Source organism: Pseudomonas gingeri, from assembly GCF_013385425.1.
Classification (GTDB): Bacteria; Pseudomonadota; Gammaproteobacteria; order Pseudomonadales; family Pseudomonadaceae; genus Aquipseudomonas; species Aquipseudomonas gingeri_D.
In genome coordinates, this window is sequence record NZ_JACAQA010000002.1 from 43,292 (window position 1) to 69,830 (window position 26,539).

General features: G+C 61.8%; 22 protein-coding genes and 1 pseudogene. 11 read left to right on the forward strand and 12 right to left on the reverse strand.

Annotated elements, in window-relative coordinates; translation table 11 throughout:
- Positions 1-113: 113 nt before the first annotated feature.
- Complete coding sequence (locus HX830_RS00730; RefSeq protein WP_177098624.1) at positions 114-374, forward strand: hypothetical protein; 261 nt, start codon at positions 114-116, stop codon at positions 372-374.
- Here HX830_RS00730 and HX830_RS00735 read toward each other — a convergent pair.
- Entirely contained in the window at positions 363-971 is a 609-nt protein-coding gene (locus tag HX830_RS00735; protein WP_177098653.1) for a LysE family translocator, read from the reverse strand. The genes HX830_RS00730 and HX830_RS00735 overlap by 12 nt on opposite strands.
- A gap of 24 nt (positions 972-995) precedes the next feature.
- Here HX830_RS00735 and HX830_RS00740 point away from each other — a divergent pair, with 24 nt between their 5' ends.
- Together HX830_RS00740 and HX830_RS00745 are read left to right on the forward strand one after the other, a co-directional pair.
- Positions 996-1,526: an Lrp/AsnC family transcriptional regulator gene (locus HX830_RS00740; RefSeq protein ID WP_248764389.1), complete on the forward strand. Its 531-nt coding sequence runs from the start codon at positions 996-998 to the stop codon at positions 1,524-1,526.
- Between the two features lie 53 nt (positions 1,527-1,579).
- Positions 1,580-1,855: pseudogene (locus HX830_RS00745) on the forward strand (type 1 glutamine amidotransferase domain-containing protein); the annotation flags it as partial.
- A 96-nt stretch (positions 1,856-1,951) separates the two neighbouring features.
- Here HX830_RS00745 and HX830_RS00750 read toward each other — a convergent pair.
- The 5 genes from HX830_RS00750 to HX830_RS00770 form a co-directional block, all read right to left on the reverse strand.
- A complete protein-coding gene (locus HX830_RS00750) occupies positions 1,952-3,088 on the reverse strand; it encodes an alpha/beta hydrolase (RefSeq protein ID WP_177098654.1) in 1,137 nt (378 codons plus the stop codon).
- A 113-nt stretch (positions 3,089-3,201) separates the two neighbouring features.
- On the reverse strand, positions 3,202-6,132 hold the full coding sequence (locus HX830_RS00755; protein WP_103498415.1) for an EAL domain-containing protein: 2,931 nt from the start codon (positions 6,130-6,132) through the stop codon (positions 3,202-3,204).
- Positions 6,133-6,515: 383 nt separating this feature from the next.
- Positions 6,516-7,532: an ABC transporter substrate-binding protein gene (locus tag HX830_RS00760; protein WP_177098655.1), complete on the reverse strand. Its 1,017-nt coding sequence runs from the start codon at positions 7,530-7,532 to the stop codon at positions 6,516-6,518.
- Positions 7,525-8,298, reverse strand: coding sequence for an ABC transporter ATP-binding protein (locus HX830_RS00765; RefSeq protein WP_152740776.1), 774 nt, complete (start codon positions 8,296-8,298; stop codon positions 7,525-7,527). The genes HX830_RS00760 and HX830_RS00765 overlap by 8 nt, the downstream gene beginning before the upstream one ends.
- Position 8,299: 1 nt before the next feature.
- Positions 8,300-9,172: an ABC transporter permease gene (locus HX830_RS00770; RefSeq protein WP_177098656.1), complete on the reverse strand. Its 873-nt coding sequence runs from the start codon at positions 9,170-9,172 to the stop codon at positions 8,300-8,302.
- A 330-nt stretch (positions 9,173-9,502) separates the two neighbouring features.
- Between HX830_RS00770 and HX830_RS00775 the strand changes: the two genes are divergently transcribed.
- Entirely contained in the window at positions 9,503-10,591 is a 1,089-nt protein-coding gene (locus tag HX830_RS00775) for an LLM class flavin-dependent oxidoreductase (RefSeq protein WP_177098657.1), read from the forward strand.
- A gap of 110 nt (positions 10,592-10,701) precedes the next feature.
- Here the strand turns inward: HX830_RS00775 and HX830_RS00780 are convergent, their stop codons facing one another.
- Entirely contained in the window at positions 10,702-11,496 is a 795-nt protein-coding gene (locus HX830_RS00780; protein ID WP_177098658.1) for a class II aldolase/adducin family protein, read from the reverse strand.
- Positions 11,497-11,616: 120 nt separating this feature from the next.
- The gene (locus HX830_RS00785) at positions 11,617-12,522 is read right to left on the reverse strand and encodes a LysR family transcriptional regulator (RefSeq protein WP_103498421.1); all 906 of its coding nucleotides are present in this window, start codon (positions 12,520-12,522) and stop codon (positions 11,617-11,619) included.
- Between the two features lie 219 nt (positions 12,523-12,741).
- On the opposite strand from HX830_RS00785, the gene HX830_RS00790 reads away from it, so the two are divergent.
- The 7 genes from HX830_RS00790 (at position 12,742) to HX830_RS00820 (ending at position 20,579) form a co-directional block, all read left to right on the forward strand.
- Complete coding sequence (locus HX830_RS00790) at positions 12,742-13,350, forward strand: cysteine dioxygenase (RefSeq protein ID WP_103498422.1); 609 nt, start codon at positions 12,742-12,744, stop codon at positions 13,348-13,350.
- Positions 13,347-14,930, forward strand: coding sequence for a rhodanese homology domain-containing protein (locus HX830_RS00795; protein WP_177098659.1), 1,584 nt, complete (start codon positions 13,347-13,349; stop codon positions 14,928-14,930). Before HX830_RS00790 ends, HX830_RS00795 begins: the two co-directional genes overlap by 4 nt.
- Before the next feature lie 127 nt (positions 14,931-15,057).
- The gene (locus tag HX830_RS00800) at positions 15,058-16,026 is read left to right on the forward strand and encodes an ABC transporter substrate-binding protein (protein WP_177098660.1); all 969 of its coding nucleotides are present in this window, start codon (positions 15,058-15,060) and stop codon (positions 16,024-16,026) included.
- A 28-nt stretch (positions 16,027-16,054) separates the two neighbouring features.
- The gene (locus tag HX830_RS00805) at positions 16,055-17,401 is read left to right on the forward strand and encodes an LLM class flavin-dependent oxidoreductase (RefSeq protein WP_177098661.1); all 1,347 of its coding nucleotides are present in this window, start codon (positions 16,055-16,057) and stop codon (positions 17,399-17,401) included.
- A 2-nt stretch (positions 17,402-17,403) separates the two neighbouring features.
- Positions 17,404-18,408 (forward strand): ABC transporter substrate-binding protein, encoded by a 1,005-nt coding sequence (locus HX830_RS00810; RefSeq protein WP_103498426.1) that lies wholly within the window; start codon positions 17,404-17,406, stop codon positions 18,406-18,408.
- A 27-nt stretch (positions 18,409-18,435) separates the two neighbouring features.
- Positions 18,436-19,623, forward strand: a complete 1,188-nt coding sequence (locus HX830_RS00815) for an acyl-CoA dehydrogenase family protein (RefSeq protein WP_177098662.1) — start codon at positions 18,436-18,438, stop codon at positions 19,621-19,623.
- The gene (locus tag HX830_RS00820; RefSeq protein ID WP_177098663.1) at positions 19,620-20,579 is read left to right on the forward strand and encodes a D-isomer specific 2-hydroxyacid dehydrogenase family protein; all 960 of its coding nucleotides are present in this window, start codon (positions 19,620-19,622) and stop codon (positions 20,577-20,579) included. The genes HX830_RS00815 and HX830_RS00820 overlap by 4 nt, the downstream gene beginning before the upstream one ends.
- On the opposite strand, the gene HX830_RS00825 is transcribed toward HX830_RS00820, so the two are convergent.
- Genes HX830_RS00825 through icmH form a run of 4 tightly spaced genes read right to left on the reverse strand, consistent with a single transcriptional unit; the run spans position 20,576 to position 26,539 of the window.
- Positions 20,576-21,523 carry a serine/threonine-protein kinase gene (locus HX830_RS00825; protein ID WP_177098664.1) on the reverse strand — a complete coding sequence of 316 codons (948 nt, stop codon included), beginning with the start codon at positions 21,521-21,523 and terminating at the stop codon, positions 20,576-20,578. The genes HX830_RS00820 and HX830_RS00825 overlap by 4 nt on opposite strands.
- A complete protein-coding gene (locus HX830_RS00830) occupies positions 21,520-22,251 on the reverse strand; it encodes a PP2C family protein-serine/threonine phosphatase (protein ID WP_248746240.1) in 732 nt (243 codons plus the stop codon). Before HX830_RS00830 ends, HX830_RS00825 begins: the two co-directional genes overlap by 4 nt.
- Entirely contained in the window at positions 22,248-25,661 is a 3,414-nt protein-coding gene (tssM, locus tag HX830_RS00835; protein WP_177098666.1) for a type VI secretion system membrane subunit TssM, read from the reverse strand. The genes HX830_RS00830 and tssM overlap by 4 nt, the downstream gene beginning before the upstream one ends.
- A complete protein-coding gene (icmH, locus tag HX830_RS00840; protein ID WP_177098667.1) occupies positions 25,658-26,539 on the reverse strand; it encodes a type IVB secretion system protein IcmH/DotU in 882 nt (293 codons plus the stop codon). Before icmH ends, tssM begins: the two co-directional genes overlap by 4 nt.

A 26,539-nucleotide genomic window follows, 5' to 3' on the forward strand; every position in this document is an offset into this window, starting at 1 on the left:
GTTGACACACTCTCCTCCTCACGCTTTATTTTTGAAAGTTATTCGTATAACTCAAATGATAAATATCCAGGTGCATAACCACCCGACAAAAATAAAAGGGACCCTGCAGCGCGATGAATACTCTTCAGCAAACACCGATCCCCCTGCGCATTCGCAAGGCGCGTATCGCCACCTTCCTCGGCTTCATGATGATCGGCGCCATGATGTACATCTGGTCCACCGGCGTGAGTGTGTTCGATGCGTGCCCCCAAGGCTGGCGCGGCCCGCTTGCGCCTCATCAGGAAAGAAACGGAATCCGACTGCTGAGAAAGTCGATCAGCACACTCAGCGCGCGCCATCGCCTTGATCGACGCTCCAGGCAATCAATGGGTTAGACGCACAATGGCTGGCAGGGTAGCGCCTAACAAGACAAGCGCCATGACGATATTGAAGACCAACGCCACATTCGCTCGCATCAGGAAACGTCGAAATACCACCCCACCCACCGCCCAGATCCCGACACAGGGAGTAGACACGACCGCCAGCAGCGCAGCGGTCATGAACACGTTCACAAGATGGTTCTCGAGGGGAATATAGGTGGCTGCCGCGCTGATCGATATGGCCCACGCCTTGGGATTGATCCACTGAAAAACCACCCCGCCGAAAAAACCCATGGGCGAGCGCTCCTCATCGCCGATCACCAACGGACCGCTGGAGGCAATCTTCCACGCGAGCCATAAAATGTAGGTCGCCCCCACGATGCTCAACGCGGTGTGGAACCCCGGAATGGCCTCGAACACCGCTCCGAGGCCCAGGCCCAGTATCACCAACTGGAGCGCCACACCTGCCACGATGCCCCACACGAGGGGCATCGTGCGCCAGACCCCTACCCGGGCACCCGATACGAGGACCATCGCATTATTCGGGCCCGGCGTGCCTGTCATCACGATGGCGAAAAGCAGAAAAGGGAAAAGAAACGCCATATCGCTCATATATTCATCTGTTGTATCAAGCCCATGAAGCGGAATATTCTATTGCTTAAATCACAGAATTTTCTTGTGAACTCACGAGCAAAAATCGGATCCATGCAACAAACAACAGCTTTAGACCGAATTGACGAAAGAATATTGTCCGAGCTTGCCAAGGACGCGCGCCAAACCAATGTGAAACTGGCTGAACGGGTCGGTCTGTCCCCCTCTGCTTGCTTGAGGCGGGTACAGGACCTGGAATCTGCCGGTATCATCACCGGATACCGGGCCGTTATCGATAGATCCCGCCTGGGGGCTGGCTTTGTGGTGTACATCACCGTAGGCCTTTCCAATCACACCAAGGAAAGCCTTCAGGCCTTCGAGCGCGCCATCGCTGGCGCTCCGGAAGTCGTGGAATGCCACACCATCACGGGCGCCATCGAGTACCTGCTGCGCGTAGAGGTTGCGGATATCAAGGCGTACAAGACATTTCATACCGACGTTCTCGGTACCTTGCCTCATGTATCGTCGATCACCAGCTACATCGTCATGGACTCGTCGAAGAACGAGCGGGCTTAACCCTCGTTAAAGTGAGCGGCGGCCTTCACATCAGATGAAAAAAAGGAAGCTCACTGTGGGATCTGGCCGAAGACCAGCACTCGACCCAGTTGATCCAGTCGTTCCTCGCGGCCGGTAAACCTGCCGCCCTCGTCTGCCACGCGCCCGACGTACTGCGTCATGTCAAGAAAGCGGATGGCCGTCCGCTGGTCGAGGGCAAGAAAGTCACTGGGCTCACCAATACCGAAGAAGAGGCCGTGGGCCTGACCAACGTGGTGCCGTTCCTGGTCGAGGACGTACTCAGGGCCCAGGGTGGCCTGTACTCGAAAGCCGACGATTGGACCTCTTATAGGGCTCCTGCATAGAAACACAAATCGGCGAGATTTCCCGGAGTGGGGCGGATGAAACGCGCCGGGCCATTGAACAGCCGTTGACCCTGCCCAAAACTACTTCAACCGCCCCGCCCCCTCCAGCCAACCTGGCGCGCCTTTCAGCAACCATTCGGTGGCCGCGGGATTGTGTTTGATGCGGCTATCGAGAAACGCCACACCGATTGCCTGAATCGCGGCCACTTGCTTGGGATCCGGGGCCGGTTCGCCCGCCATCGAACTATGGACGCCACCGCCGGGCTTGGCGCCACCGTGCTTGTGCCCTCTGCTCTTGGGAGCATCGCCGGACGGGTCGCTGCCCTTGTCGGCTTTTTTCGATGGTCGGTTGAACAGCTCGGTACCGGACAAGGTCTTGTGCGTCGCTTTGTTCAGCTCCAACTGAACGCTGCCGGCCACCGTCACCGACTCCCCCAGCACCTGTCGCTGGCGATAGGAACTGACCCAGTTGAACGGATCTTCATCCTCCTGACCGGTCATCGACAGCACGGGCGCCGACATCTGGGCGAACAGCCCTGGCCGAGCACCGGCTTCCACATAAGGACTGAGCAACAACAGCGCCTTGGGCTGAATCGCGACGCCCGACGTAGCGCCAGGTTCCAGCGCCCCGGCCAGTGCCTCAGCGGTCTGTGCCCCTAAATCAAAGCCGGCCACCACGACCTGGTCCCAGTCGATGGCCGCCAGTTGTGCGTCGCCTTTCGCCGCCCGGGCCCGAACCTCAGTCAGGACTTTCTGCAAGGTGGACAGCCTGTCGCGCAAGGCGGCGGCGGTGTAATGAGTGCTGGCCACGCCACGGAAGTCGCCATCCAACGCCTGCGCCGAGGCAAAAATCGACTGATCATAGGCGTGCCCTTGAACGGACAGCACCGCATAACCGGCTTGCGCCCAAGCCTTGCGCCACTCCACACCGCCCGAGGCCGGCTCACCCAACCCCGGCAAGTAGATAATCAACGGCAGGCGCTCATGGGTAGCCGGCGCCAACCAGGCCACATCCACCGATTGCTGATCGAGTTGCCAGATGGCGCCCCAACCGGTTGTTTCGTTGTGGGACGGTTGATAGGCGCTGGCCAGGTCTTTATTGACCAGCTCGGTGAATTCGATTCGCGGGTCTGGCGGATCGCCCGCGCAACCAGAGATCAATCCCAGGCTGCCCACTAAGGCGCCCACCGCTAGCCAGTAACGAGGTTGAAGGTTCATTCGATTCACAAAGTCGTCAAGATCAAGATGGCTAGCAGCGTAACCGAGCCTCTGGCGAACGAGACACAAGGGCAGGTAAAGAATGGGTAAAGGGTGGCGGGAGAAGCTGGGGGTCACGCGTCTGCGCTGCCGCTCCAGCCAAGAACCGATCCGCTGCCAGAAAAACACCCCATCAACGCCTGCAACCCCATCGGTTTGGCAAAATAGTAACCTTGGGCCTGTCCCGCGCCCATTTCACGCAGCAATTCGAGCGTCTCGGCGTCCTCGACCCCTTCGGCCACCACGCTCAGGTCCAGGGATTCGGCCATCCGCACAATCGCCCGGACAATCGCGCGACTGCGGGCACTGCTGGTCAGTTCGAGGATGAACGACTTGTCGATCTTCAAGCCGCTGAAACGGTATTGATGCACGTAGCTCAGGGATGAAAAGCCCGCACCGAAGTCATCGAGCACCACCGACATGCCGTTGTCGGCCAGCTGTTGCATGGTGCGTCGAGCCAGCGCCGGCTCCGCCACCAGGGCACCTTCGGTCAGTTCCAGGCAGATCCGCGACGGCGAGACCTGGTGCCGCGCCAGCAGTGCAAGCACATCGCTGGCGAAGTCCGGGCGCGTCATGCTGTAGCTCGAGCAATTGACGTGTACCGGTGGCCAATGGGCGTGCTGGGGCTGGGCGAGGATCACGGCAATGCTGCTCAGCATGTACAGGTCCAGTCGACCGATCAGGCGCAATCCCTCGAAGTCCGGCAGAAACTCGCCCGGCGCGACCACCCGCCCGCCCGGCTGATGCCAGCGGACCAGCGCTTCAAGGGCCAGCAGCTCACCGCTTTCGACACTGACAATCGGCTGGAAATACGGCAGCAGTTCATCCGTGCGCTTGAGGGCGTTGCGCAAGGCCCCTTCACGCTCGACCTGGTCCGAGACTTCGCGGCGCACTTCCTGATTGAACACCGCGTAGCTGTCGCGCCCGGCGCTCTTGACCCGGTACATCGCCGCATCGGCATCGCGCAGCAGGTCGGCCGGCTCCTGATGGAACTGGCTGTCGGCGCTGACAATACCGATACTGCAGGACGAAAAGACTTCATGGCCATTGATGAAAAACGGCAGGTCAAACGCCACCAGGATCCGTTCGGCAATGTCTATCACCCTGTCCAGCGGCGCCTCGGGAGCCAGTACCGAAAACTCATCACCGCCCAGGCGCGCCAGCATGTCGGAGTCACGCAGGCAACCGCGCAAACGGTCGGCGGCCTGCATCAGCAGCAGGTCGCCGAAATGATGGCCAAGGCTGTCATTGACCATCTTGAAACGGTCGAGGTCGATGAACATCACCGCCAGGTGCCCGCCTTCGCTATCGAATCGCGACCAGGCCTGGTTGAGGCGCTGTTGCAGGTAGGTACGGTTGGCTAGCCCGGTCAGCGCATCGTGGGAGTTTTCGTGTTGCAGCTTGGCATTGGCATGATCGAGTTCGCGGGTGCGGTTCTGCACCCGGGCTTCGAGCATGAGGTTGGCAGCGTGGATCGCTTCGGCGGCCGTGCGGCGCGACAGCGCGGTGTCGATGTGTCGCGACACGAACGTCAGCAACTCCTGGTCACGCAGGGTGTAGCATACCTGCGAGGTGTAGCTCTGTACGGCAAGCACGCCCCGCACCACATCGCCATCGAACAAGGGAATGCCCAGCCAGGAGTAGGCGCGGACAGACTCATGGGCCCTTTCGGTTTCACCGCTCGCCGACAAGCGCTCGGACTCGCCGGCATCGATCAGGCAGGGTCGACGCTGGCGGATAACGTACTCGGTCAAGCCCCGGCGCCCGCGCCGGGCCACCGGGTGGGTGGTCAGTCGCTCATCGACATAGTAAGGAAAGGTCACTTCGCCAGTCGCGTCGTCGAACAGCGCAATGTAGAAGTTCTGCGCGAACAGCAACTCGCCGACGATGCCATGCAGGGTTTGAAACAACTCGGCCATGTCGCCCGGCTGGCTCGACAGTTCGGCTATCTGGAACAACGCGCTCTGCAGGTGTTCGGCGCGCTCGCGATCAAGCACCTCCTGCCTCAAGGCATCGTTGAGTGCCGACAGCTCCAGGGTACGACGCATCACCGTCTCTTCCAGGTCCGCCCGGTGCAGGATCCGGTCCAATGCCATGGCCACGTGGCGGGCCACCACCAGAAACAGCGCGCGGTCTTCGGCACTGTAGATACGGGCCACGTCGTAGACCTGCATCGCCAGCATGCCAAACACTTCATCCGAGGCATTTTTCAAGGGTGCGCCCATCCAGAACTCGGGACGATCACCCACGCAGTGGAAACGGCCCTCGGCCTGGGCCGCGAGAATGCCGGCGGAGTCGATCAGCAGTGGCTGGCCGGTGGTCAACACCTGGCCGGTCAAGGACAGGTGCCCAGGGTCAAGGTATTCGTAGTTCTCGGCTTCAAGGGCATCCACGTCGATAATGTCGACGTAGTACGGGTAGTCGATCTTGCCACTGAGCGGGTCATACAGCGCGAGGTAGAAGTTCTCGGCGTCGATCAGGCTGGCCAGCAACTGGTGAACCCCCACCAGAAACACCGAACGGTCGCGGGTTGAACTGGCCAGGTAGGTAATCTCATACAACACACGCTGAGTGACCTGCGCACGGGCCAGGGTATTGGTCTGTACCTCAATGCCCAGGCGCTGGGCAAACTCGGCGAGCGCCGGTTCCGCGGCATCCTTGATGGGTGCGAGCAGCCAGCCCAGCACGTTTTCGCCTCTGCCCGTCGGCCAGCGGTGCAACTGGCGAGTCAGGCAAAAGGCGTCAAACGCTTCATGGGCGACGCTTGAGGGCCACTGCAGCGAGGGGTCGCCCTGCCCGACCCGGTGCATTTGTTCTCCGGCGCGGTAAACCACCCAGGCAGTGGTATGGGCCCAGTTGCGCGCTGAGTCCAGCAAGTCTTCGATCCTGTCCTCGTTGCCAACGTAGGCCATGCCAACCGTGCCCGGGGTCCCTTTTAGTTGAGAAGCGACAATATCGCAATCGTTCGATTGCAGCGGGGAGTCGGTCAATGGACGAACACTCATCAGCGCTCCCTGAGCCAAAAATTGAAGACACTCACTGATTACTAGCAATGTGCCTTCCAAGTAAAGCTTATAGCGCTTGTTTCAGACGTTTATTCGTTTGGGTGCCAACCGTGGCTGAAGCGCCTCCACGCAGATAGCATATTGCCTCTATTGGTTCGTTATGAGAATGACCGTCCGGCATGAGCTTTTTCAGAGCTGGCCGGTTGGGCCGCTCAGACCAACCTGGCGCCCAGCGCTTCAGTGAAAATGGGGGGATTGATCGGACCGGGTGACAGCGTGTTGACCCGTATCGGCGCCAACTCCAGGGCGAGGCCTTGGGCCAGCGCTTCCATTAGACGCGGACGCAGATTGTATCGACGCCCGTGAGTCCGTCTTCAGAACGATCAGTTGGGATTTGTGGCTGTCGATGTCGATCGACTCAGCGCCACCGACTCATTCGAAAACACCTGCGCATCGGTGAATTTCTCCACCTCGACCCGATGGGGAAAGATCTTCTTCTCGACGAAAAGATCATCCACCTGCTGCAACGCCTGCAGATCCCTCGCCTCTACCGGCAACAACGACTCATCCCCCCAACGGCGCAGCAACTGAGAAACCTCAAGGGGAATATCATTGGCCTTGGCAAACACCCGCGCGTACTCCTCGGGATTTTTCTGTGCCCATTCAAAAGCCTTGGCGAAACGCTGCAACACATCGCCCAACGCCCTGCGCTTGAGGGGATCGGCAAGCACTTCATCGGACGCGGTGATAAAGGTCAGCCCGGTATTGATCCCCTCCCCGCTGATCAGCACCCTGGCACCTTTCTGCTCGGCAAATGCCTGATAGACGCCGAAGGTGGCCCAGGCTTCGATCTTCCCGGCATTGAAGGCGGGTAACGCATCCGTGGGCAGGACAAAACCGACCTTGACGTCTTTCTCATCCACTCCGGCATTGGCCAGGGCACGAATCAGCAGGTACTGGGAAATGCTGCCACGGGCGGACGAGACCACCACATTGTGCCCTTTCAGGTCCGCGACGGTGTGAATCGGTGAATCGGGTGGCACCAGGATCGCAATGCCCCGGGATTGGCTGCGGCGTACGGCAACGATACGCAAGGCCGTGCCCCCCGTGGCCGCGGCCAGTACCGGCGTGTCACCGGCCGGGCCCAGGTCCACCGCGCCGGCGCGCAAGGCTTCGAACAGCGGCGCGGCGCCCTGGAAGTTGGCCCATTCAACCTTGTAGTCGATGCCTTCCAGGGCGTGGGCCGCTTCTACCACCGTGCGCAAACCCTTGGCCTGATCACCCAGGATCAAGGTCACGCCCGATAAATCAGACTGGGTTTTCGGGGCCTCGGCCGCTTTATCACAGCCCCCCAGCAACAACGCGGCCGCCACCAGCATCAACAGTCTCAACTCAACCATGGGCAAACCGCCGCACGCCACTGGCAGCCGCTTGCCCCACCGCCGCCGGGACGTCCACTTCAACCCCGAGAAGACTCAGCAAGCGTGCCCGGATCGCCTGGAAGCCGTCCTGACCCGTGTCCCGCGCCCGAGGCAGATCGATGGTCAGTTGCTCGGCAATCTTGCCATGGGCCAGGACGATCACGCGGTCGGCCAGCAAAATCGCCTCATCAACGTCGTGGGTGACCAGCAGCACGGCTGGCGTATGCTTGCGCCACAGTTCGATAATCAGCCGATGCATCTTGATCCGGGTCAAGGCGTCCAGCGCGGCGAAAGGTTCATCCAGCAACAGCAGCTTGGGTTCGCGCACCAGACCACGGGCCAACGCCACGCGCTGGGCCTCCCCACCGGAGAGCGTCGCCGGGTAGGCGTCCAGTCGATGGGCCAGCCCTACCTCCGTCAACGCCTGCACCGCGCGTTCCCTGGCATCGGGAATGCGCAGTCCGAGGATCACGTTTTTCCAGGCCCGCTTCCAGGGCATCAGCCGCGGCTCCTGAAACACGGCCGCCCGGGCCTTGGGCACGCGCAACTGGCCGCTGTCGATGCTGTCCAGCCCGGCCAGGCTGCGCAGCAAGGTGGTCTTGCCGGAGCCGCTGGCGCCCAGCAGTGCGACAAACTCGCCGGGGGCGATGTCCAGGTCCAGGCCGTCGATGACCCGTTGCTGACCGAACTGGCGCACCACATTGCGCAACTGTACCGGTGCCGCCAAGGATTCGATATTCGACATGTCAGTTCCTCACGAAAGATGGGCGCCAGGCCAGGGCGAAACGTTCCAGGGTGCGGATCAGCCCATCGATCAGCAGGCCGAGGACGCTGTAGATCAACAGGCAAATCACAATCACGTCGGTGCGCATGAAGTCCCGCGCATCGCTGGCCAGGAAGCCGATACCGGCGGTGGTGTTGATTTGCTCGACGAACACCAGGGCCAGCCAGGAAATCCCCAGGGAATAGCGCAGGCCGACAAAAAAAGAAGGCAACGAACCCGGCAGGATCACATGCCAGATCAACTCGCGGCGATTGAGCCCCAGGGTGTTGGCGGCCTCGATCAACTTGGGGTCGATGTTGCGGATACCGGAAAACAGGTTGAGGTAGACCGGGAAGGTGGTGCCGGTGACGATCAGCGCGATCTTGGTGAACTCGCCGATGCCGAACCAGAGGATGAACAACGGCACCAGGGCCAGGGAGGGAATGGTGCGCAGCATCTGCATCGGCGAATCGAGGATCACCTCGCCACGCTTGGACAGGCCGGTGATCAGCGCCGCCGCCACACCGATGCTGACGCCAATGCCCAGCCCCAGCAGCGCCCGTTGCAGGGATACCAGCAGGTGCTTGCCCAACTCGCCGGAAACGATCATCGCCCACAAGGTACCGCCGATCTGCGACGGCGCGGCGATGATCCGTTGCGGGATCAGCCCCAGCTCGGAGGCCAACTCCCATACCAGCAGCAACACGATCGGGCTGACCAACCGCAATAACACCTCGGGGGTGCGCCAGTTGCGCAACCAGGGGGGCACCAGTCGTGACACACCTTCAGGCTCGCCCTGGAAGCGAGCCGCCTTGTCGACGGAAAACGAGCTGGCATTCAGGGGTTTTTCATTCATCGGGCTTCCGTCCTCACAAAAAACACGGCCAGGAGCGCCGTTGCAGCTTCATGCTAGTCGCATAAAAAACCTCAGTGAAATTCTTTTTGGGAATAACCTAATATGATTAAAAATAAGACATAAAATCAAAACAATAAATTATTTGCATAATAAAGCCAGCCTCGCCGCCCACGCCGACCTCGACCAACAAAATGCACATTTCTGATAAATATCATTTATTAAAATTCTACAAATTAATAATTAACTTAGAACAAAACGGCATTTTACAGCCCCGCCCCCGCCCCCTACTTTCGACCCCTACAGAGCGCCCCTACCCACAAGGAACTGAGCATGAGCATTGAATTTATCGGCTACATCGGCGGCCACCACGCTTCGGAGATCCATCCCCGCAGTGGCCCGACCTTGCAACCCGACTACGTGGAAACCGTCGCTCGCGCCCACGAAGCGGCCGGCTTCGACCGTGCCCTGGTAGCCTTCCACTCCAACAGCCCGGACAGCACGCTCATTGCCTCCCACGCGGCCAGCGTGACCAAAAAACTGCAGTTCCTGATTGCCCATCGGCCCGGTTTTGCCCAGCCGACCCTGGCCGCTCGACAGTTCGCCACCCTGGACGTGTTCAACGGCGGGCGTACCGCCGTTCACATCATCACTGGCGGCGACGATCGCGAACTTCGGGCCGACGGCAGCCATATCGACAAGGACGAACGCTACGCCCGCACGGATGAATACCTGAGCGTGGTGCGCCAGGAATGGACCAGCGAGAAACCCTTTGCCCATGAAGGCACCTACTACCAGGTCGAGGGCGCGTATTCGACGGTGAAGTCGCCGCAACAGCCGCATATCCCGCTGTATTTTGGCGGTTCTTCAGCGGCTGCGATCGCCGTGGCCGGCAAGCATGCGGACGTGTATGCGCTATGGGGGGAAACCTACGAGCAAGTGCGGGAAGTGGTGGCCCGGGTACGGGCTGAAGCCGCCAAACACGGACGGACGATTCGCTTCAGTTTGTCGTTGCGGCCGATCCTGGCCGAAACCGAGGAGCTGGCGTGGCAGCGTGCGGAGCAGATCCTGCAACAGGCTACCGCCCTGGCCGAGCAGAACGGTTTTGTCCGGCGCGAACCACCGAACGAAGGGTCTCGTCGCCTGCTGGCGGCGGCGGCCCAGGGTTCGAGGCTGGATAGACGCTTGTGGACCGGGATTGCCGGACTGCTGGGGGCACAGGGTAATTCGACGTCACTGGTGGGCACGGCGGAACAAGTGGCAGAGGCCCTGCTCGACTATTACGACCTCGGTATCACCACCTTCCTGATTCGCGGCTTCGACCCCCTCAATGATGCCATCGACTATGGCAAGCGCCTGATCCCCCTGACCCGCCAGTTGGTGGCGGAACGCGAGCGGCAAGCGGCTGAAAAGGTCGCATAGAGCGGCCTTTTTGAAAGCGTCGGGTTCGACCTTTTGTACTCGGGTTGACCCCCTTGCAAAACCCACCTTTCCCTCTCGGGAAGGGTGGGCATCAACTCACCCATGACCGATCAATGCTTGTAGTCGGTATCGGTACGTTCCAACTGCCGAATCAACGCATTCCAATGCCGTGCCACCCCCGGCCCTTCCCCGCTCTTGAACACCTCGGCCTGCTTCTCAACCTTGGCCACCACCTCGGCCGGCGGAAAGATCAGTTCGGCATTCCCCGCCGCCTGCGCCGCGATCTGAATATTGCACGCCCGCTCCAGGCCCTGCAGTTGCTGGAACGCATGCTCGACACTGATCCCCGCCGTCAGCAAGCCATGGTTGCGCAGGATCATCACGCTCTTGTCCCCCAGGTCCGCCACCAGGCGCTCACGCTCATCCAGGTCCAGGGCCACGCCCTCATAGCCGTGGTAAGCCACTCGCCCGGAAAAGCCGATGGAGTGTTGGGAAATCGGCAACAACCCACCCTTCTGCGCAGACACCGCAATGCCGTCGCGGGTATGGGTGTGCAACACCGCTTGCAGGTCAGGACGGGCAGCATGGATGGCGCTGTGGATCACATAACCGGCGTAGTTGATGCCCAGCCCGGTCGGGTCATCGACAAGGGTGCCATCGATGTCGACCTTGACCAGGTTGGAGGCGCTGATTTCATCGAACAACAGCCCGAAGGCATTGATCAGGAAATGCTCCTCGGGCCCCGGCACCCGGGCGGAGAAATGGGTGTAGATGTGATCGGTCCACTTGTACAAGGCCGCCAGTCGATAGGCCGCAGCCAGCTTGACACGGACCTCCCACTCTTCTGCAGTGACCCGCAGTCGGACATTGTTCGAAACGCTGGATAACGGACTGACGCTGCTCATGGCAAAACTTCCTGGATGGCCTTAAGGACTTCCAGGCAAGCCTATGGGATGGAAAAAAATAATAAAAAGCACATTTTAATCTAAGCTAATTATTATTTTTTTTCATATCCAGCAGCGCAATCATGCGGCGTTTCTGACTTTGTGCAACGACGCCGCCACCCGTTTGCCAAAGGCATCCACCGGCCCTTGCAGGTTGCCGAGGAAGTGCGGGTAGATCAGCCACAGGTCCATCACCGGCTTGAAATCCTTGAGGGGCATGACCGCCAGTTGCTCGCGATGGACGCTGCGTTCCAGCAACGGCCGCGGCACTAGGCCCAGCCCCAGGCCGTCAGCCACCAAGCCCAACTGCAACTCGGTACCGAAGGTTTCCAGGTTGACCCGCAAGGCCAGGCCCTGGTCCGACAGGGTGCGTTGCAGCCCGGCCCGGAAGCCGCAGCCATCGGGATTGAGAATCCAGCCGTTCTGGTAGACATCCGCCAGCTTGCACGGGCGCTTGGGCAACTGGGCCTTGGCGCACACCACCACCAGTTCCATCTTGCCGATGGATTCACCGATGATGTTGTCCGGGAAGATCTTGCCCGCCGGAAACAGCGCCGCCGCCGCGTCCAGTTCACCGCGCTCGATCTTGCCGACCAACTGGCTGCCCCAGCCCGTGGCCACCTGGGCGCGCAGATCGGGGTATTCGGTGCGCAGGTGCTTGAGGGCGTCCAGCAGCACCACGTCACCGATGGTTTGCGGCACACCCAGGCGCAACAACCCGGTGGGCGGTGCATCGGTGGCCACCAACTCGCGCAATGCATCCATCTCCCGCAGGATCAGACGGCACTGTTCATACACCCGGGTTCCGATCAGCGTAGGCTTGAGAGGCTTGGTGTTACGGTCGAACAACTCCACTCCGAGCGCCTGCTCGAAGTTCTGCACGCGACGGGTGATCGCCGGCTGGGTCAGTTGCAACGACTCGGCGGCATGGCTGATGGACTGGCAACGAATCACTTCGACAAAGGCATCGATATCGTCAATTTTCATTTGGGCCGCACATAGAGAACAGTCATTAAGATGTGTGAAAAGCATAGTTACATAAACGCCGCCTGGATAGCCCACCCGCCCCATCGATAACGCCTAACGCTATTCAAACCGGTTCTAAATTACTTTCAGCTATAACCTAATCATTAAAAAATAGCATATTAACTATAAACATTATGCTTAGATAACCCATCACCACGAACCACCCACGATGGAACTGCCATGACCCAGGCCCGACACCCGGAGAGACTCAGAGCATTTATAGGCGCCCTGGCGGAATTGATCGACGGCAACCCTCGCGAAGGCGATCTGCTGCACCGCGGCGGCAAGCTGTTGGCGCAACTGGTCAGCCATGATGACTGGCTGCCGGACGAATTTGCCCAGCCCAGCCCCGAGCGCTATCAGCAATTTCTGCTGCATGCCGATTCGCGGCAGCGTTTCAGCATCGTCAGTTTCGTGTGGGGGCCAGGGCAAAGCACGCCGATTCATGATCATCGGGTGTGGGGGCTGATCGGCATGCTGCGTGGCGCCGAGTATTCCCAAGGGTTCGAACGCAACACCGACGGCACGTTGAGCGCCGAGGGCAAGCCGATCCGGCTGGAACCGGGCCAGGTCGAGGCCGTCTCGCCGAAGATCGGTGACATCCATCAAGTCAGCAATGCCTTTGCTGACCAGGTGTCCATCAGCATCCATGTCTACGGCGCCAATATCGGTGCCGTGCGCCGTGCGGTGTATCAGCCCGACGGCAGCGAGAAATTGTTTATTTCCGGTTATTCCAACGCCTTTCTCCCGAACATCTGGGATTTGTCCAAAGAGAGCCCTGCCCAATGAGCACTGTATCGAACCGCACCTTCGCCCAGATTCGCCAGGCCCTGTTGGACCATGAAGAAGTCGCCCTCGTCGATGTACGCGAGGAAGCACCTTTCGCCGAATCCCACCCTCTGTTCGCCGCCAATATCCCGCTGTCCAAACTGGAACTGGAGGTTTACTCGCGCATCCCCCGCCGCGATACCCAGGTGACGGTCTACGACAACGGCGAAGGCCTGGCGAAGATCGCCGCCGAGCGCTTGCAGGCGCTCGGCTATACCCGGGTCAGCCTGCTGGCGGGCGGTCTTGATGGTTGGCGCCGCGCCGGTGGCGAGCTGTTTATCGACGTCAACGTGCCCAGCAAGGCCTTCGGCGAGCTGGTGGAAAGCCGCCGCCACACCCCGTCCCTGGCGGCGGAAGAAGTCCAGGCGCTGCTCGACAGCGAGGCCGATGTGGTGGTGCTCGATGCCCGGCGTTTTGATGAGTACCAGACCATGAGTATTCCCACTGGCATCAGCGTCCCCGGCGCCGAGCTGGTGTTACGCGCCCGCGAGCTGGCGCCGGATCCGGCCACCCATATAATCGTCAACTGCGCCGGGCGCACCCGCAGCATCATCGGCACCCAGTCGCTGATCAATGCCGGCATCGCCAATCGGGTATTCGCCCTGCGCAACGGCACCATCGGCTGGACCCTCGCCGGCCAGACGCTGCAGCACGGTCAGTCGCGACGCTTCGCCCCCACCTCGGAAGAACATCGCCAGGTCGCCGCCCAGGAAGCTCGCCGCGTTGCCGACAAGGCCCGCGTGGGCCGCGCCACCCTGGCCGACCTGCAAGGCTGGCAGCAGCAAACGGCGCGCACCACCTACCTGTTCGATGTACGCACCCCGGAAGAATACGAAGCCGGTCACCTGCCCGGCGCCCGCTCGACGCCGGGCGGCCAACTGGTGCAGGAAACCGACCATGTCGCCAGCGTGCGCGGCGCGCGCCTGGTGCTGGCCGATGACGACGGTGTAAGGGCCAATATGTCCGCCTCCTGGCTCGCCCAGCTGGGTTGGGAAGTGCATGTGCTGGATGACCTGCAACCGGCTCATTTCAGCGAGCAAGGCCCGTGGCAGGCGCCGGTCCCGGCACCTCGGCAGGCCGAAGTCATCAGCCCGCAGACCCTGGCCGAGTGGTTGACCCACGGCGACACCGCCGTACTCGACTTCACCAGCAGCGCCAACTACGTCAAACGCCACATCCCCGGCGCCTGGTGGGCCCTGCGCGGGCAATTGCCGCAAGCCCTGGCCAAGGTGCCGACGACGCAACGCTATGTGCTGACCTGCGGCAGCAGCCAACTGGCGCGCCTGGCGGTGGCCGAAGTCGAGGCCCTGACCGGTAAGCAAGTGTTCCTGCTGCAAGATGGCACCGCCAGCTGGATTGCCGCACAACTGCCGCTGGAGGAAGGCGAGACCCACCTCGCCTCACCGCGCATCGACCGCTATCGCCGCCCCTATGAAGGCACCGACAACCCAAGGGAAGCCATGCAGGCCTACCTGGACTGGGAGTTCGGCCTGGTGGAGCAACTGGCCCGCGACGGCACCCATGGTTTTTTCGTGATCTGAGCCCTCCAGGCTTCTGCACCGCATGCCGGGCAGCGCCGTTTGCCATACCACACATTGAATTCAGCCCGACCCCTTTCTCCAGGCGGAGGTGACACGAAACATCAAGCTTCGCCTGGAGCACGCTGTCATGCGCTTTACCCAACCGTTCAAGCACCTGCTGCTCGCCAGCGCCCTCGCGTTCGGCGCGGCGAGCCACGCCGCCGACCTGCAACCGCTGTTGGTGGCCAATCAAAAGTCGACGATCAAAGTGCTGCTGGAGGTCTCCGGCGAACTGGCCGACGTGCCCTACGAGATCCAGTTTTCCGAGTTCCCCGCCGCCGCCCCGCTGGGTGAAGCACTGAATGCCGGTGCCGTGGATATCGGCGCCTTGGGCGATGCGCCCTATGTCTTCGCCCTCGGTGCCGGTGCGCCGCTGAAGGTAGTGAGCATCATCCACGCCGAGGGACGCTACACCACGGCCATGCTCACGCTGAAGGATTCGCCGCTGAACACTGCCGCTGATCTCAAGGGCAAGCGTATCGTCACCACCCGCGGCTCCATCGGCCACTTCCTGGCGATCAAGGCGCTGCGCAGTGTCGGCCTGAGCACCCAGGACGTGCAATTCATCTACCTGCTGCCCAGCGAGTCGCGCCTGCTGCTGGACAACGGCAGCGCCGACGCCTGGGCGACCTGGGATCCCTACACCACCATCGCCACCACCCAAAGCCAGGCCAAGGTCCTGGTCAGTGGTGACAGCCTGCTGACCAACCACTTGTACCTCGCGGCCACCAGCCAGGCCATTGCCGGCAAGCGCCAGCAACTGGACGACTTCGTTGCCCGGGTCGATCGCGCCTATCGCTGGAGCAATGCCCATCCCGAAGCCTATGCCGCCGCCCTGGCCAAGGTCACCGGCCTGCCCCTGGCGGTGCATATAGCCGTGGCCAAGGCCACCCATATGCAACCGGTGGCGATCGACGACGCGGTGATCAGCGGCCTGCAAACCACCGCTGATATCTACCAGGAAGAAGGGCTTCTCATCCGACACATCGACGTCTCCCAAGGCTTCGACAAGAGCTTCAACGCCCAGCGTGCCCCCTTTACCCAAGCTTCTCGATAAACAGCCTTCCCGCTAAAGGAGTGAGAACATGAGCAAACGCCAACTGAAACTCGGTGCGATGGTCCATGGCGTCGGCCATGGCTGGGGCGAATGGCGCCATCCGCAGGCCCAGCCCAACGCCAGTGTCAACTTCGGTTTCTACAAGCAGCAGACACAACTGGCGGAAGGCGCGAAGTTCGACTTCGTGTTCATTGCCGACAGCCTGCATATCCATGAAAAATCCAGCCCCCACTACCTCAACCGCTTCGAACCGCTGACCATCCTCTCGGCCCTGGCGGCGCTGACGTCACACATCGGCCTGGTGGCGACCGTCACCGTCAGCTACACCGAACCCTTCCAGGTGGCGCGCCAGTTTGCCTCCCTGGACCATATCAGTGGCGGCCGCGCCGGCTGGAACGTGGTGACCTCCTGGCTCAGCGGCACCGCCGACAACTTCGGCAAGGCCGAGCACCCGCCCCATGCCGTGCGCTATCGCATCGCCAAGGAGCACGTGGAAGTGGTCAAGGGCCTGTGGGACTCCTGGGAGGACGACGCCTTCGCCTATAACAAGCAAAGCGGCGAGTTCTTCACCCCCGGCAAGCTGCATGCCCTGGAACACAAGGGTGAGTTTTTCTCAGTCAAGGGCCCGCTGAACATCGCCCGTTCCCGCCAGGGTCAACCGGTGATTTTCCAGGCCGGCACCTCCGAGGCCGGGCGTAACTTTGCCGCCGAGAATGCCGATGCGATTTTTGTCCACGCCGAGAACTTCGACGAAGCCCGTGCCTATGCCCAGGACCTGAAAAAGCGCGCCCGTGGTTTTGGCCGCGATGCCGATCAGCTGTCGATCCTGCCGGGCATCCGGCCGATTGTCGGCCGCGATGAAGCCGAGGTGGAAAGCCGCTATCAACAAGCCGTGGAACTGGTGACCGTCGAGGATGCCATCGTGGCCCTGGGTCGGCCGTTCAACGATCATGATTTCAGCCAATATCCGCTGGACGCGCCGTTCCCCGAATTGGGCGACCTGGGCTCCAACAGCCAGAAAGGCGGCTCTGACCGCATCAAACAGCTGGCCCGGGACGAAGGCCTGACGTTGCGGGAAGTGGCGCTGCGCTTTTCGCGCCCCAAACGTGATTTCGTCGGCACCCCGGAGCAGGTCGCCGACGCGATCCAGACCTGGTTCGAAGCGGGCGCTGCCGACGGTTTCATTATCAACTCGCTACTGCCGGATGGCTTGCAGTCCTTCACCGAACAGGTGGTGCCCGTGTTGCAGCAACGTGGTCTGTTTCGCAGCGAATACAGCGGTGTCACCCTGCGCGACAACCTCGGCCTGGAGGTCCCGGCCAATCGCCATAGCCTCGCCTTTGAATCCGAAGCGCAACAGGAGGCACTGGCCTGACCATGATGAACACGATCATCCAGGGACAGCTCAATCGTCGCGGTTTCCTGACCGCCAGCTCCGTAGCCTTGGCCGCACTGGGGTTGTCGACCCTGGTGCCACGGGCGCTGGGGGCCACGGCAAAACTTTCGGAGCTGACCCTCGCCGTCGCCAGCTACCGTGGCCAGGACTCCTATTTCACCGACGATGCCGGCACCTCCGATACCCCCTACAAAGTCGACTATGCGGAATTTGCCGGCGGCAACCTGATTGTCGAGGCCTTGGCTTCAGGCAGCCTGGACATCGGCGGCATGAGTGAAATCCCGCCGATCTTCTCGATCCAGAGCCATCGCGAGCCCAAGCTGATCGCCGTCCTTCAAGGCGACGTGAACAACCAGGTGATCCTGATCCCCAAGGACTCGAAACTGGAATCCGTCGAGCAACTGAAGGGCAAGCGGGTGGGCTATGTGCGCTCCACCACGTCCCACTACTTTTTGATCAAGGCCTTGAAGGAACAAGGGCTGACCTTGAACGACATCACCGCCGTCGCACTCACCCCACAAGATGGTTTCAGCGCGTTCCAGAGCGGCCAGCTGGACGCCTGGGTGATCTACGGCGTGTTTATCCAATTGGCGAAATTTCGCAGTGGCGCCCGGGTGCTGAAAACCGCCCTGGGCTACCTCTCGGGCAACTACCTGATCGCGGCCCGCCCCGCCGCCCTGGAGGACCCTCTGCGCAAACAGGCGATCCAGGACTACCTGCAGCGCGAAGCGCGCACCCTGGAGTGGATGAACAACAACCCCGAGCCCTGGGCCGTGAAATCGGCGCAGTTGCTGGGGGTGGATAAAGCGGTGTTCCTCGACATGTACAACAGCCGCAGCCAGCCCTACAAGCTGATCGAAGTGAATGAGCAGGCCATCGCTTCGCAGCAGGAAGTGGCGGATCTGTTTTTCAGCGCCGGGGTATTGAGCCAGCGCTTGGATGTCAGCCCGTTGTGGGATCGGCAGTTCAAGTTGCTGCCGATATAAACACTATTTTGATCGAGTGAGCCGACCATGAGCCTTTCCTCTCAACAAACGCCACTGCTGCGCTCGGTGGCAGTGGCCAATTTCGAAGCCTTGCTGGAACGCATCAGCAGTCAGTTGGCCGCCACCGCTCATCTTTACGACGAAAGCGGCGCCTTCCCCCATGACAATTTCAAGCTGTTGCACGAACACGGCCTGGTGGCCCTGACCGTGCCCAAGGCCCTGGGCGGTGGCGGCGCCAACCTGGCCCAGGCGCGCAAGGCCATCAGCGCCATTGCCAAGGGCGAGCCCTCCACCGCCTTGATCCTGGTGATGCAGTACCTGCAACACACCCGTTTGCAGGACAGCAAAACCTGGCCTCCGGCCTTGCGCACGCAGGTGGCCGAGGACGCGGTGAGCAAGGGGGCGCTGATCAACGCCTTGCGCGTCGAACCGGACCTCGGTACGCCAGCCCGTGGCGGCCTGCCGGCGACCATCGCGCGACGCACCTCTGCCGGCTGGCGGATCAGCGGGCGCAAGATCTACTCCACCGGCAGCCACGGTCTGACCTGGTTCAGCGTCTGGGCCCGCAGCACCGATGAAGACCCGCTGGTCGGTGCCTGGCTGGTGCACAAGGACACGCCCGGCATCAGAATCATCGAGGATTGGGACCATCTGGGCATGCGCGCCACCTGCAGCCACGAGGTGGTATTCGACAATGTCCTGGTGCCGCTGGATCACGCCGTCAGCGTCAGCCCCTGGAGCGCACCGCAACCCGAGCTGGATGGCGACGGCTTCCTGTGGATGTCGGTACTGCTTTCATCGGTCTACGACGCCGTTGCCCAAGCGGCTCGGGACTGGCTGGTGGGCTGGCTGGAACAACGCAAGCCCTCCAACCTCGGCGCGGCACTCTCGACCCTGCCGCGCTTCCAGGAGACCGTCGGGCATATCGACACCTTGCTGTTCGCCAACCGCAGCCTGCTCGATGCCGCGGCTGAGGGACACACGCCCACGAGCAACGCCGCGCAACTGAAATTCCTGGTCACCGGCAACGCCATCCGCGCCGTCGAATTGGCCATCGAGGCGTCCGGCAATCCCGGCCTGTCACGCCACAACCCCTTGCAACGGCATTACCGCGACGTGCTCTGCAGTCGCGTTCACACGCCGCAGAACGATGCCGTGCTGCAAGGTGTCGGCAAAGCCGTCTTCGCCCAGCGCCAGCCAAAGGAACGCCCATGAGCCAGCTTGTGATTGCCAGCCAATTGGATGAAGACCTCAACGAGGTGGTCCGCCAGCGCCTCGCCCAAGCGCACCCTGGCGTGCGCCTTATCGGCGTCCCGGCCGGGGTACCCAGCGACCTGGCACCCGAGGTCAGTATCCTGCTGGCGCGGCCGATCAATGTACGCGGCTACCTGGCGCCGGACACGCCACCGCCGGGCTGGCCCTATGGGTTGAAATGGATTCAGGTGGTGTCTTCCGGTATCGACTTCTACCCCAAATGGTTCTTCGACGGCCCACCGGTGAGTACGTCACGGGGCAGCGCCGCCGAGAACATCGCCGAATTCGCCCTGGCCGCGATCTTCGCCGCCGCCAAGCGTCTACCGGACATCTGGGTGCATGACTCACAGTGGAATTTCACCGCGCTGACACCGCTCAAGGGCACCACCCTGGGGATTCTCGGCTTTGGTGCCATCGGTCGCAGCCTCGCGACCAAGGCCCACGCCCTGGGCATCAAGGTGCTGGCGTTGCGTCAGAGCCAGACGCCCTTCGAGGTGGAAGGTGTCGAGGCCGCGCGGGATATCCATGACCTGTTTGCCCGCGCCGATCACCTGGTGCTGGCCGCCCCCCTGACCGACGCGACCCGGCATATCGTCAACACTGCCGTGCTCGCCAGCGCCAGGCCCGGCCTGCATCTGATCAACATCGCGCGCGGTGGCCTGCTTGACCAGGGAGCGTTGCTTGAAGCACTGGAGAACGGAACGATCGGCCTCGCCTCGCTGGACGTCACCGAACCCGAACCGCTGCCGGACGGACATCCGTTCTACGCCCATCCACGGGTTCGTCTGTCACCCCATACGTCGGCGATTTCCAGCAACAGTGGTCACGAAATTGCCGACAGTTTCCTCGCCAATCTCGAGCGCGTCCTCAACGGCCTGACACCAGAGAACCTGGCGAACGTGCAGCGCGGGTACTAGCAACGGAGCCAAAGGCGCGGCCAGCGGCGCCGGAGCGGGACCTTGCGAAACGCCTCCAGCAACTGATCGGTATCGATGTTCCGCTGCTCGGGGTCGAAGCTCAGCGTCTGGCGCAAGGCAGGCCAGAGACGGCCCGGCAGTTGTGCCGGACGTCGCAGGGTTCGCTCCAGACCTTGGTCCCTGGCCTTGAGCGCATCCAGACGATGGAAAGGGTGCATGCCGCTGGCCAACTCATACAGCACGCATCCCAAGGCATAGATGTCCGTCGCGACCGATAATGGCGCCCCTTCCAGCAGTTCGGCTGCCGCATACGCTGGCGTCCAGGCTTTGAAACGCGACCGGTTCAACTGCGCCAGGCCGGGCAAGACTCCCGCCATCGGCCGACCCAGGCCGAAATCGAACAGCCGCGGGCCATCCTTCGCCAACAGGACATTGCCGGGTTTCACATCGCCATGCAGCACCCCACGCTGGTGCACATGGGCCAATGCCTCCAGCAGGCCAATGGCAATAGGCTGCAACACCGGCCAAGACAAGCCCTCGGGCCGCTCGCACAGCAGCCGGTCCAAGCTCATGCCCTCAATCAACTCCTGGGTCATGAAGGTCCGCGCACAAGCAGTGTCGACTTCAAAACTGTAGGTACGTACCACACAGGGATGACACAGCCGTCGCATCAGGGCGAACTCGCTGTAGAGCAACGCACTGGCATCCGTGACATCGACAAAGTCGGGATTGAGCAGTTTCAACGCCACCCAAGGCGCCGGATCACCGAACTGCTCGTGCAGCAGATCCCGGGCCCGGTACACCACCCCCATTGCACCCGCCCCCAGCAGACGTTCGACACGGTAACGTTGCGCCAGAAGCAAAGGCAGTTCGCTGAGACGAGCCGTTGCCAAGGGTTCAAGACCTGGCAGGCAACCCTGTTGCCAGGGCCGAGGCGCCGTCATCGCTGCACGACCACGGCCGTCAGGTTGTCCTGCGCCGGACCGGCCAACGCGCACTCGAACAGTCGGTCCACCGCCCGGCGAGGTGAGCCGAGAGCCAAGGCGCCGCTGAGCTGTGTGTTGTCCACTGACTGATAAAGACCGTCACTGCATAACAGAAACGCGTCGCCCGGACGCACCTCGAACGTCAACACCTCCAGGCTCAGACGCGGCTGAGCACCGACCGCCCGTGTCAATGCATGATCGCCCGACTGTCGAGCTGCCCCCTCGGTCCCCCCGGGTTGCTCGGAGAGCCTTTGCTGCCAAAGCGAGTGATCCTTCGACAGCTGGTACAGGGATTGGTCACGCCACAGGTAACAGCGACTGTCTCCCGCCCAGATGCAGATGCCCTTGCCCTGCTCGACCAGCAGTGCAACCACGGTGCTGCCGATCACTCCACCCTGACGGTCGCACGCCAGGGTCAGCTCCTCGGTCAGGCGCCGGTTCAGCCAGTGCAGGCAACGCCTGACCGCTTCGCCGCGCAACTGCACATCAGGTTCGGGTGGCAGCATCGCCAGGTGGTTGACGATCAACTGGCTGGCAATGTCCCCCGACTGATGCCCCCCCAGGCCGTCGGCCACGGCCCACAGGCCCAGGGCCGTACTGTCGAGAAACGCATCCTCGTTGCGCGTCCGGACCTTGCCGGGATCGGTACGCCCGGCGCTGCAAGGGAATTTCGAGCGCACCATCAGAGTTGCGCCGGCAGTTGAAAGCGCCGCACCGTTTCCAGTTCAAAAGGATTCGGTGAGCGCTGGCTGGCCAACAGGTAGTTGAATCGTGCCCCCGCCAGGTCCGCCTTCATCACCAGGACATCACGGCCACTGAGGTATTCGGTCTGCATCAGGTCCAGCAGGCGAAACAACGACCAGGGCCCGGTGTTCTTCTCGATCCCGACGGGACGCTCGGCCACCCGCTCCAATACCAGGCTGGTGCGCCCGTCCTCGACCTCGCTGGGCCAATGGAACAGCACTGGTACCACCGGACCATGGCGGTATTCCATCGACTGATTGCCGAAACGGAACTCGGCACGGCTGACCACCGGGTCCAGCGTGTAAGGTTCTAGCCGGAAGCGAACCGACGGCTCCGGTGAATCGGGTTCGAAGAAGCTCTGGCGAATACGTTGCGCCCGCCCCATCTGTTGCAGCACCAGCGATGACATCGGCAACCCGAGTCCATCCACGCGACGCAACTGGTAGGCCCCCGACTCGTGGCTGACAAAAGGCCTCAGGTAATCATTGAAGAAACGTTCGACGACGCCTTGGGCCTTGAAAAACTCGCGAAAGTCATTGAGGGCGACATCGCTGCTGCTATGGGCATGAAACGGATAACGCTGATGAATCGACTCCTTGTAGAAGCCATACACCTCATGCTGGTAGCGGCGGTCGACGTACTGATGGGCCAGCGTCAGGACCTGTCCCCAACTGTGATCGGCGATCACACCGAACCACTCGCTTACCGGCACCGGCAAACGGGCGGCGGCGGTACGCAGGTGCGTCATGGCATCGCGCTGGCCGCTCATTCGCGACTTTGCCAGTTCAAAAGCGGCCTGTTCCGGTTGATGGGCACGCACCAGGGTCGCCAGTTGAGCCTGTAATTCGTTCAACGCCTGCAAGGCCATGCGTAACTCGGCCGTTGGCGCCCCCTCATCGTCGAGCAGGTGGTGCAGAGGCTCGAAACGACGCTGCAAGGCCTCTCGACCGGCACTCGGCAAGCTGTTTGCCACGGCACCCGCGGTCTGGTCGGCGAGCACTGCCAAGGCTTTACCCGGCATGGCGTCGGTAGCGCCCTTCTCACCATCGCTGCCCGCCGAGAAACGGGTATTTTCTCGCACCAGCGCCAAGGTCTTGATCAACGGCGAATCAACCGCGGACAAGGTCGTCAGGTAGCCGCTGCCCAAGCTAGCCTCCAGTAGCGGCTGCAGGGACAACGCCGCCACCGCCTCGCCCCAGTGCCGTGCATAATCGGCAAAGTAGAGTTGCTCCAACTCGACCATCAATTGACGCAACTCGGCGGCGCTCAGCGTGCGTTCTCCGAGCACCCAGTGCTCACGCTGGATCTGTCCGGCCAACGACGTGGCCAGGCTCAGGGCAAACTGCTGATAGCCGCGCTGGGTATACAAGCCGGCAATCCTATGATCGATGCCGGCCAAGGCGGCGCCCTGGCTGCCGAGATGCTGGCTGAGGCGATAGTCGGGCAGACGACCGCCGTTCTGGCGCAGGCTGCGATAGACCACGCTCGCCAATGCCTCTTGGCGCAACAACTGGCGGGTTTGTGCAACCAGGTTGTCGTCGAGCGAATAGCTGAACGGTTGGGCCAGCAGACGATCCAGATGCGGCTCCAGATCGCCCGGCAGGCCCGGCTGTGCCTGGTGCTGGGCGGACCACTGGACAAGGATTTTCTCCTTGAGCCAGGACGCTTCGCGATGCTCGGCCAGGCCCAGCATCAGGTAGGCCCGCAGGCTGTCGAGCAGGGCTTCACGATCAGGATGCTGACCACGCACCTGAGTCTCCAGACCACGGGCGATGTAAGGCAACAGCCGCTCACGCAGCGTTTGTTCGTAGGCCCACTCGACCGGCGGCCGACTTTCGCCACCCTGGTAGAGGCCGTTGCGCTCGGACAGAGGTACCTCGCCGGGCGCCGGAAAGACCTGGGTCGCGGCATAGCTGATCTCCAGCGCCGCCAGCAAGGCTTGCCCGTCGTCCTGTGTAGCCGGAAGCAGTGGGTGTCGTGTCAATTCCCGGGCAAACTCACGGATTCGCTCAAGACGCTCATGATTGGAGGAAAAACCAATGCTCCAGATCAGCCCGAACACGGTCAGCACCCCCAACGCCGCGCCATACACTGCCTTTTGCCCCCACTCGATACGGCGTCGCTCTCGCCCGTCGAGCCCGGCGACATGCGCCTCGGGAAACACCACCTGCTCAAGCAGATCGGCGATAAAGCCTGGACGCTGGTCGCGCACACACGTCAGGTAGACGCCGCGCAAGCGCAGGTCGCGGGAATGACTCTTGCCTGAAAACACCGCCTCGATAAAGCTCCCCAGTGGCGTGACGATACGCTCCAGGTGACGGGGAAACTCGAGAATCCGTGCGCGACGCTGGAGCAGGCGTTCCTGATGCAAACGTTGAATCAACTGGCTGTTGAGGCGCTGCAACAGGGCATCGAACATCTCCCGAAACACGGCTTTTCCAGGGCTGGACAGCGTCTTGGGGAAACTGAAGCCCAGGACCTGCCCCCACTCCTCCCGTGACAAAGAGTCAAAGAACTCCTCAAAACCAGCCAAACTATCGGCGTGGCTCAACACCAGGTAAACCGGCACCTCGACATGCAACGTCCGGCGTATTTCCAGCAGCCGTGAGCGTGCTTGCAGTGCCAGCTTGTCGGCGGCCTGATCGTCCAGTTTGTCCAGGCTTTTCAGCGAAACCACCAGCAGAACACCATTGAGCGGCTGATGGCGACGCCGGCGACGCAATAGCTCCAGTAGCGCCGACCAGACTCGGTTGTCGACAGCACCGTCGGGTTGCTGCAAATGCCCACCTGGTGCTTCAAGCAGCACCGCCGGCGCGGCGAAAAAGCCCTGGATATCCTGCCCATCTCCACCGCTGATCCGGGATTCCTCGTCTGCGGATCCCAGAACGGGCTCGAGCCCAAAACCTTCCAGCAGCGTGCTTTTCCCCGCGCCTTGAGGACCGATTACCAGGTACCAGGGCAGCGCTTTGCGTCCCTGCTTGCCCTGACGTCGATAGAGTTCCGCGCTGTTCAAACGTCGCACCAATACCTGTAGACGCTGCTGCTGAGTGTCCAGGCGCTTATCGAGTCGGCGTTGCGTCAGCAGCCGTGCGTGGCTTGAATTCCTGTCTGCCTCGGCGGGCTGACGAAGGTTACGACGCCAACTGACCACGACCATGGACAGCCCCCAGCCCAGGAACAGCACGCTGATACTCAACAATCGGGCCGCGGCGGCGGCCCAGAACCGATAGTCGGCCACGGCGAGCCAGGGCCCCGCGAACCAGATGAACAAGGCCATGCCCAGCACCAGCAACAGGCTCCAGCACCAGGTCTGGCACAACCCGGTGATCAGGCTCTTCAACAATTTTTTCATTTCACATCCTTGCGCAGATCGACCATCGGCGGGTTCAACGGTGGGTAATGTTGCAGCACCAGCTTTCTCTGCTCCCCGAGCACCCAGGCAAATCCTCCGTACATGACGCCCAGGCAGGTCAGGGTAAAGAGTGGTACCAGCCAGCCGGGGACCGAGCGAACCCGTCTTGCCGGTTGCCGTCCCACCCCCTGCCAGCAAGGCGACAGCTCTCGGGCGGGCTCACCGCGGAGCTGACGAATCTGTCGATAGAGACTGTCGCGGGTTGCGTCCAGCGCCAGGGAGCCGCGGTTGGCGATGCGGTATTTGCCTTCAAAACCCAACGCCAGGCAGAGGTACATGAGCTCCAGCAGGAAAAGGTGCTTGACCGGGTCCTGCAACAGGCGCTCCAGCAACTGGAAGAACTTCTCGCCACCAAAGGTTTCGTTGTGAAAGCGGCTGAGCAGGCTCATCTTCGACCAATGACCCTCCTGGCTGACGGCAGCACTCATGACCGCCTCGTCCAGCGCGGTACAGAGCACATAACGGGCGCTCATCACCTGGCTGGCCTCCAGCTCCAACTGCAGGGCGCGTGCTTCGAAAGCCTCAAGTTTCAACACCAGGCGCTCGTGCAGTGCACCCAGGCTACGGTCGCTTTCGTGACGACTGATGGCCGCCAGTTCTTCCAGCAGATCGGCCGCGGCGATCACCAGGCGGTTTATGCCCTGGGTAACGGTTTCTTGCGGCCGGGCGCGAGAGGCATGAATCATCCGCGCCTGTAACTGCTCGACCTTCGGTACGGCATCGGCGTCCGTCAACGGCCCCTGGAACACGTTGCTCTCGTCGAGTCCGACCAGTACCGTCAGGTCGTCCCGGGGGGCCTGGGTTTCGTCCTTGTGCAT

Coding starts and splice junctions, on each gene's coding strand:
- HX830_RS00730 (WP_177098624.1), top strand. CDS start 114: ATGAATACTCTTCAGCAAACACCGATCCCCCTGCGCATTCGCAAGGCG.
- HX830_RS00735 (WP_177098653.1), bottom strand. CDS start 971: ATGAGCGATATGGCGTTTCTTTTCCCTTTTCTGCTTTTCGCCATCGTG.
- HX830_RS00740 (WP_248764389.1), top strand. CDS start 996: ATGAAGCGGAATATTCTATTGCTTAAATCACAGAATTTTCTTGTGAAC.
- HX830_RS00750 (WP_177098654.1), bottom strand. CDS start 3,088: ATGAACCTTCAACCTCGTTACTGGCTAGCGGTGGGCGCCTTAGTGGGC.
- HX830_RS00755 (WP_103498415.1), bottom strand. CDS start 6,132: ATGAGTGTTCGTCCATTGACCGACTCCCCGCTGCAATCGAACGATTGC.
- HX830_RS00760 (WP_177098655.1), bottom strand. CDS start 7,532: ATGGTTGAGTTGAGACTGTTGATGCTGGTGGCGGCCGCGTTGTTGCTG.
- HX830_RS00765 (WP_152740776.1), bottom strand. CDS start 8,298: ATGTCGAATATCGAATCCTTGGCGGCACCGGTACAGTTGCGCAATGTG.
- HX830_RS00770 (WP_177098656.1), bottom strand. CDS start 9,172: ATGAATGAAAAACCCCTGAATGCCAGCTCGTTTTCCGTCGACAAGGCG.
- HX830_RS00775 (WP_177098657.1), top strand. CDS start 9,503: ATGAGCATTGAATTTATCGGCTACATCGGCGGCCACCACGCTTCGGAG.
- HX830_RS00780 (WP_177098658.1), bottom strand. CDS start 11,496: ATGAGCAGCGTCAGTCCGTTATCCAGCGTTTCGAACAATGTCCGACTG.
- HX830_RS00785 (WP_103498421.1), bottom strand. CDS start 12,522: ATGAAAATTGACGATATCGATGCCTTTGTCGAAGTGATTCGTTGCCAG.
- HX830_RS00790 (WP_103498422.1), top strand. CDS start 12,742: ATGACCCAGGCCCGACACCCGGAGAGACTCAGAGCATTTATAGGCGCC.
- HX830_RS00795 (WP_177098659.1), top strand. CDS start 13,347: ATGAGCACTGTATCGAACCGCACCTTCGCCCAGATTCGCCAGGCCCTG.
- HX830_RS00800 (WP_177098660.1), top strand. CDS start 15,058: ATGCGCTTTACCCAACCGTTCAAGCACCTGCTGCTCGCCAGCGCCCTC.
- HX830_RS00805 (WP_177098661.1), top strand. CDS start 16,055: ATGAGCAAACGCCAACTGAAACTCGGTGCGATGGTCCATGGCGTCGGC.
- HX830_RS00810 (WP_103498426.1), top strand. CDS start 17,404: ATGATGAACACGATCATCCAGGGACAGCTCAATCGTCGCGGTTTCCTG.
- HX830_RS00815 (WP_177098662.1), top strand. CDS start 18,436: ATGAGCCTTTCCTCTCAACAAACGCCACTGCTGCGCTCGGTGGCAGTG.
- HX830_RS00820 (WP_177098663.1), top strand. CDS start 19,620: ATGAGCCAGCTTGTGATTGCCAGCCAATTGGATGAAGACCTCAACGAG.
- HX830_RS00825 (WP_177098664.1), bottom strand. CDS start 21,523: ATGACGGCGCCTCGGCCCTGGCAACAGGGTTGCCTGCCAGGTCTTGAA.
- tssM (WP_177098666.1), bottom strand. CDS start 25,661: ATGAAAAAATTGTTGAAGAGCCTGATCACCGGGTTGTGCCAGACCTGG.
- icmH (WP_177098667.1), bottom strand. CDS start 26,539: ATGCACAAGGACGAAACCCAGGCCCCCCGGGACGACCTGACGGTACTG.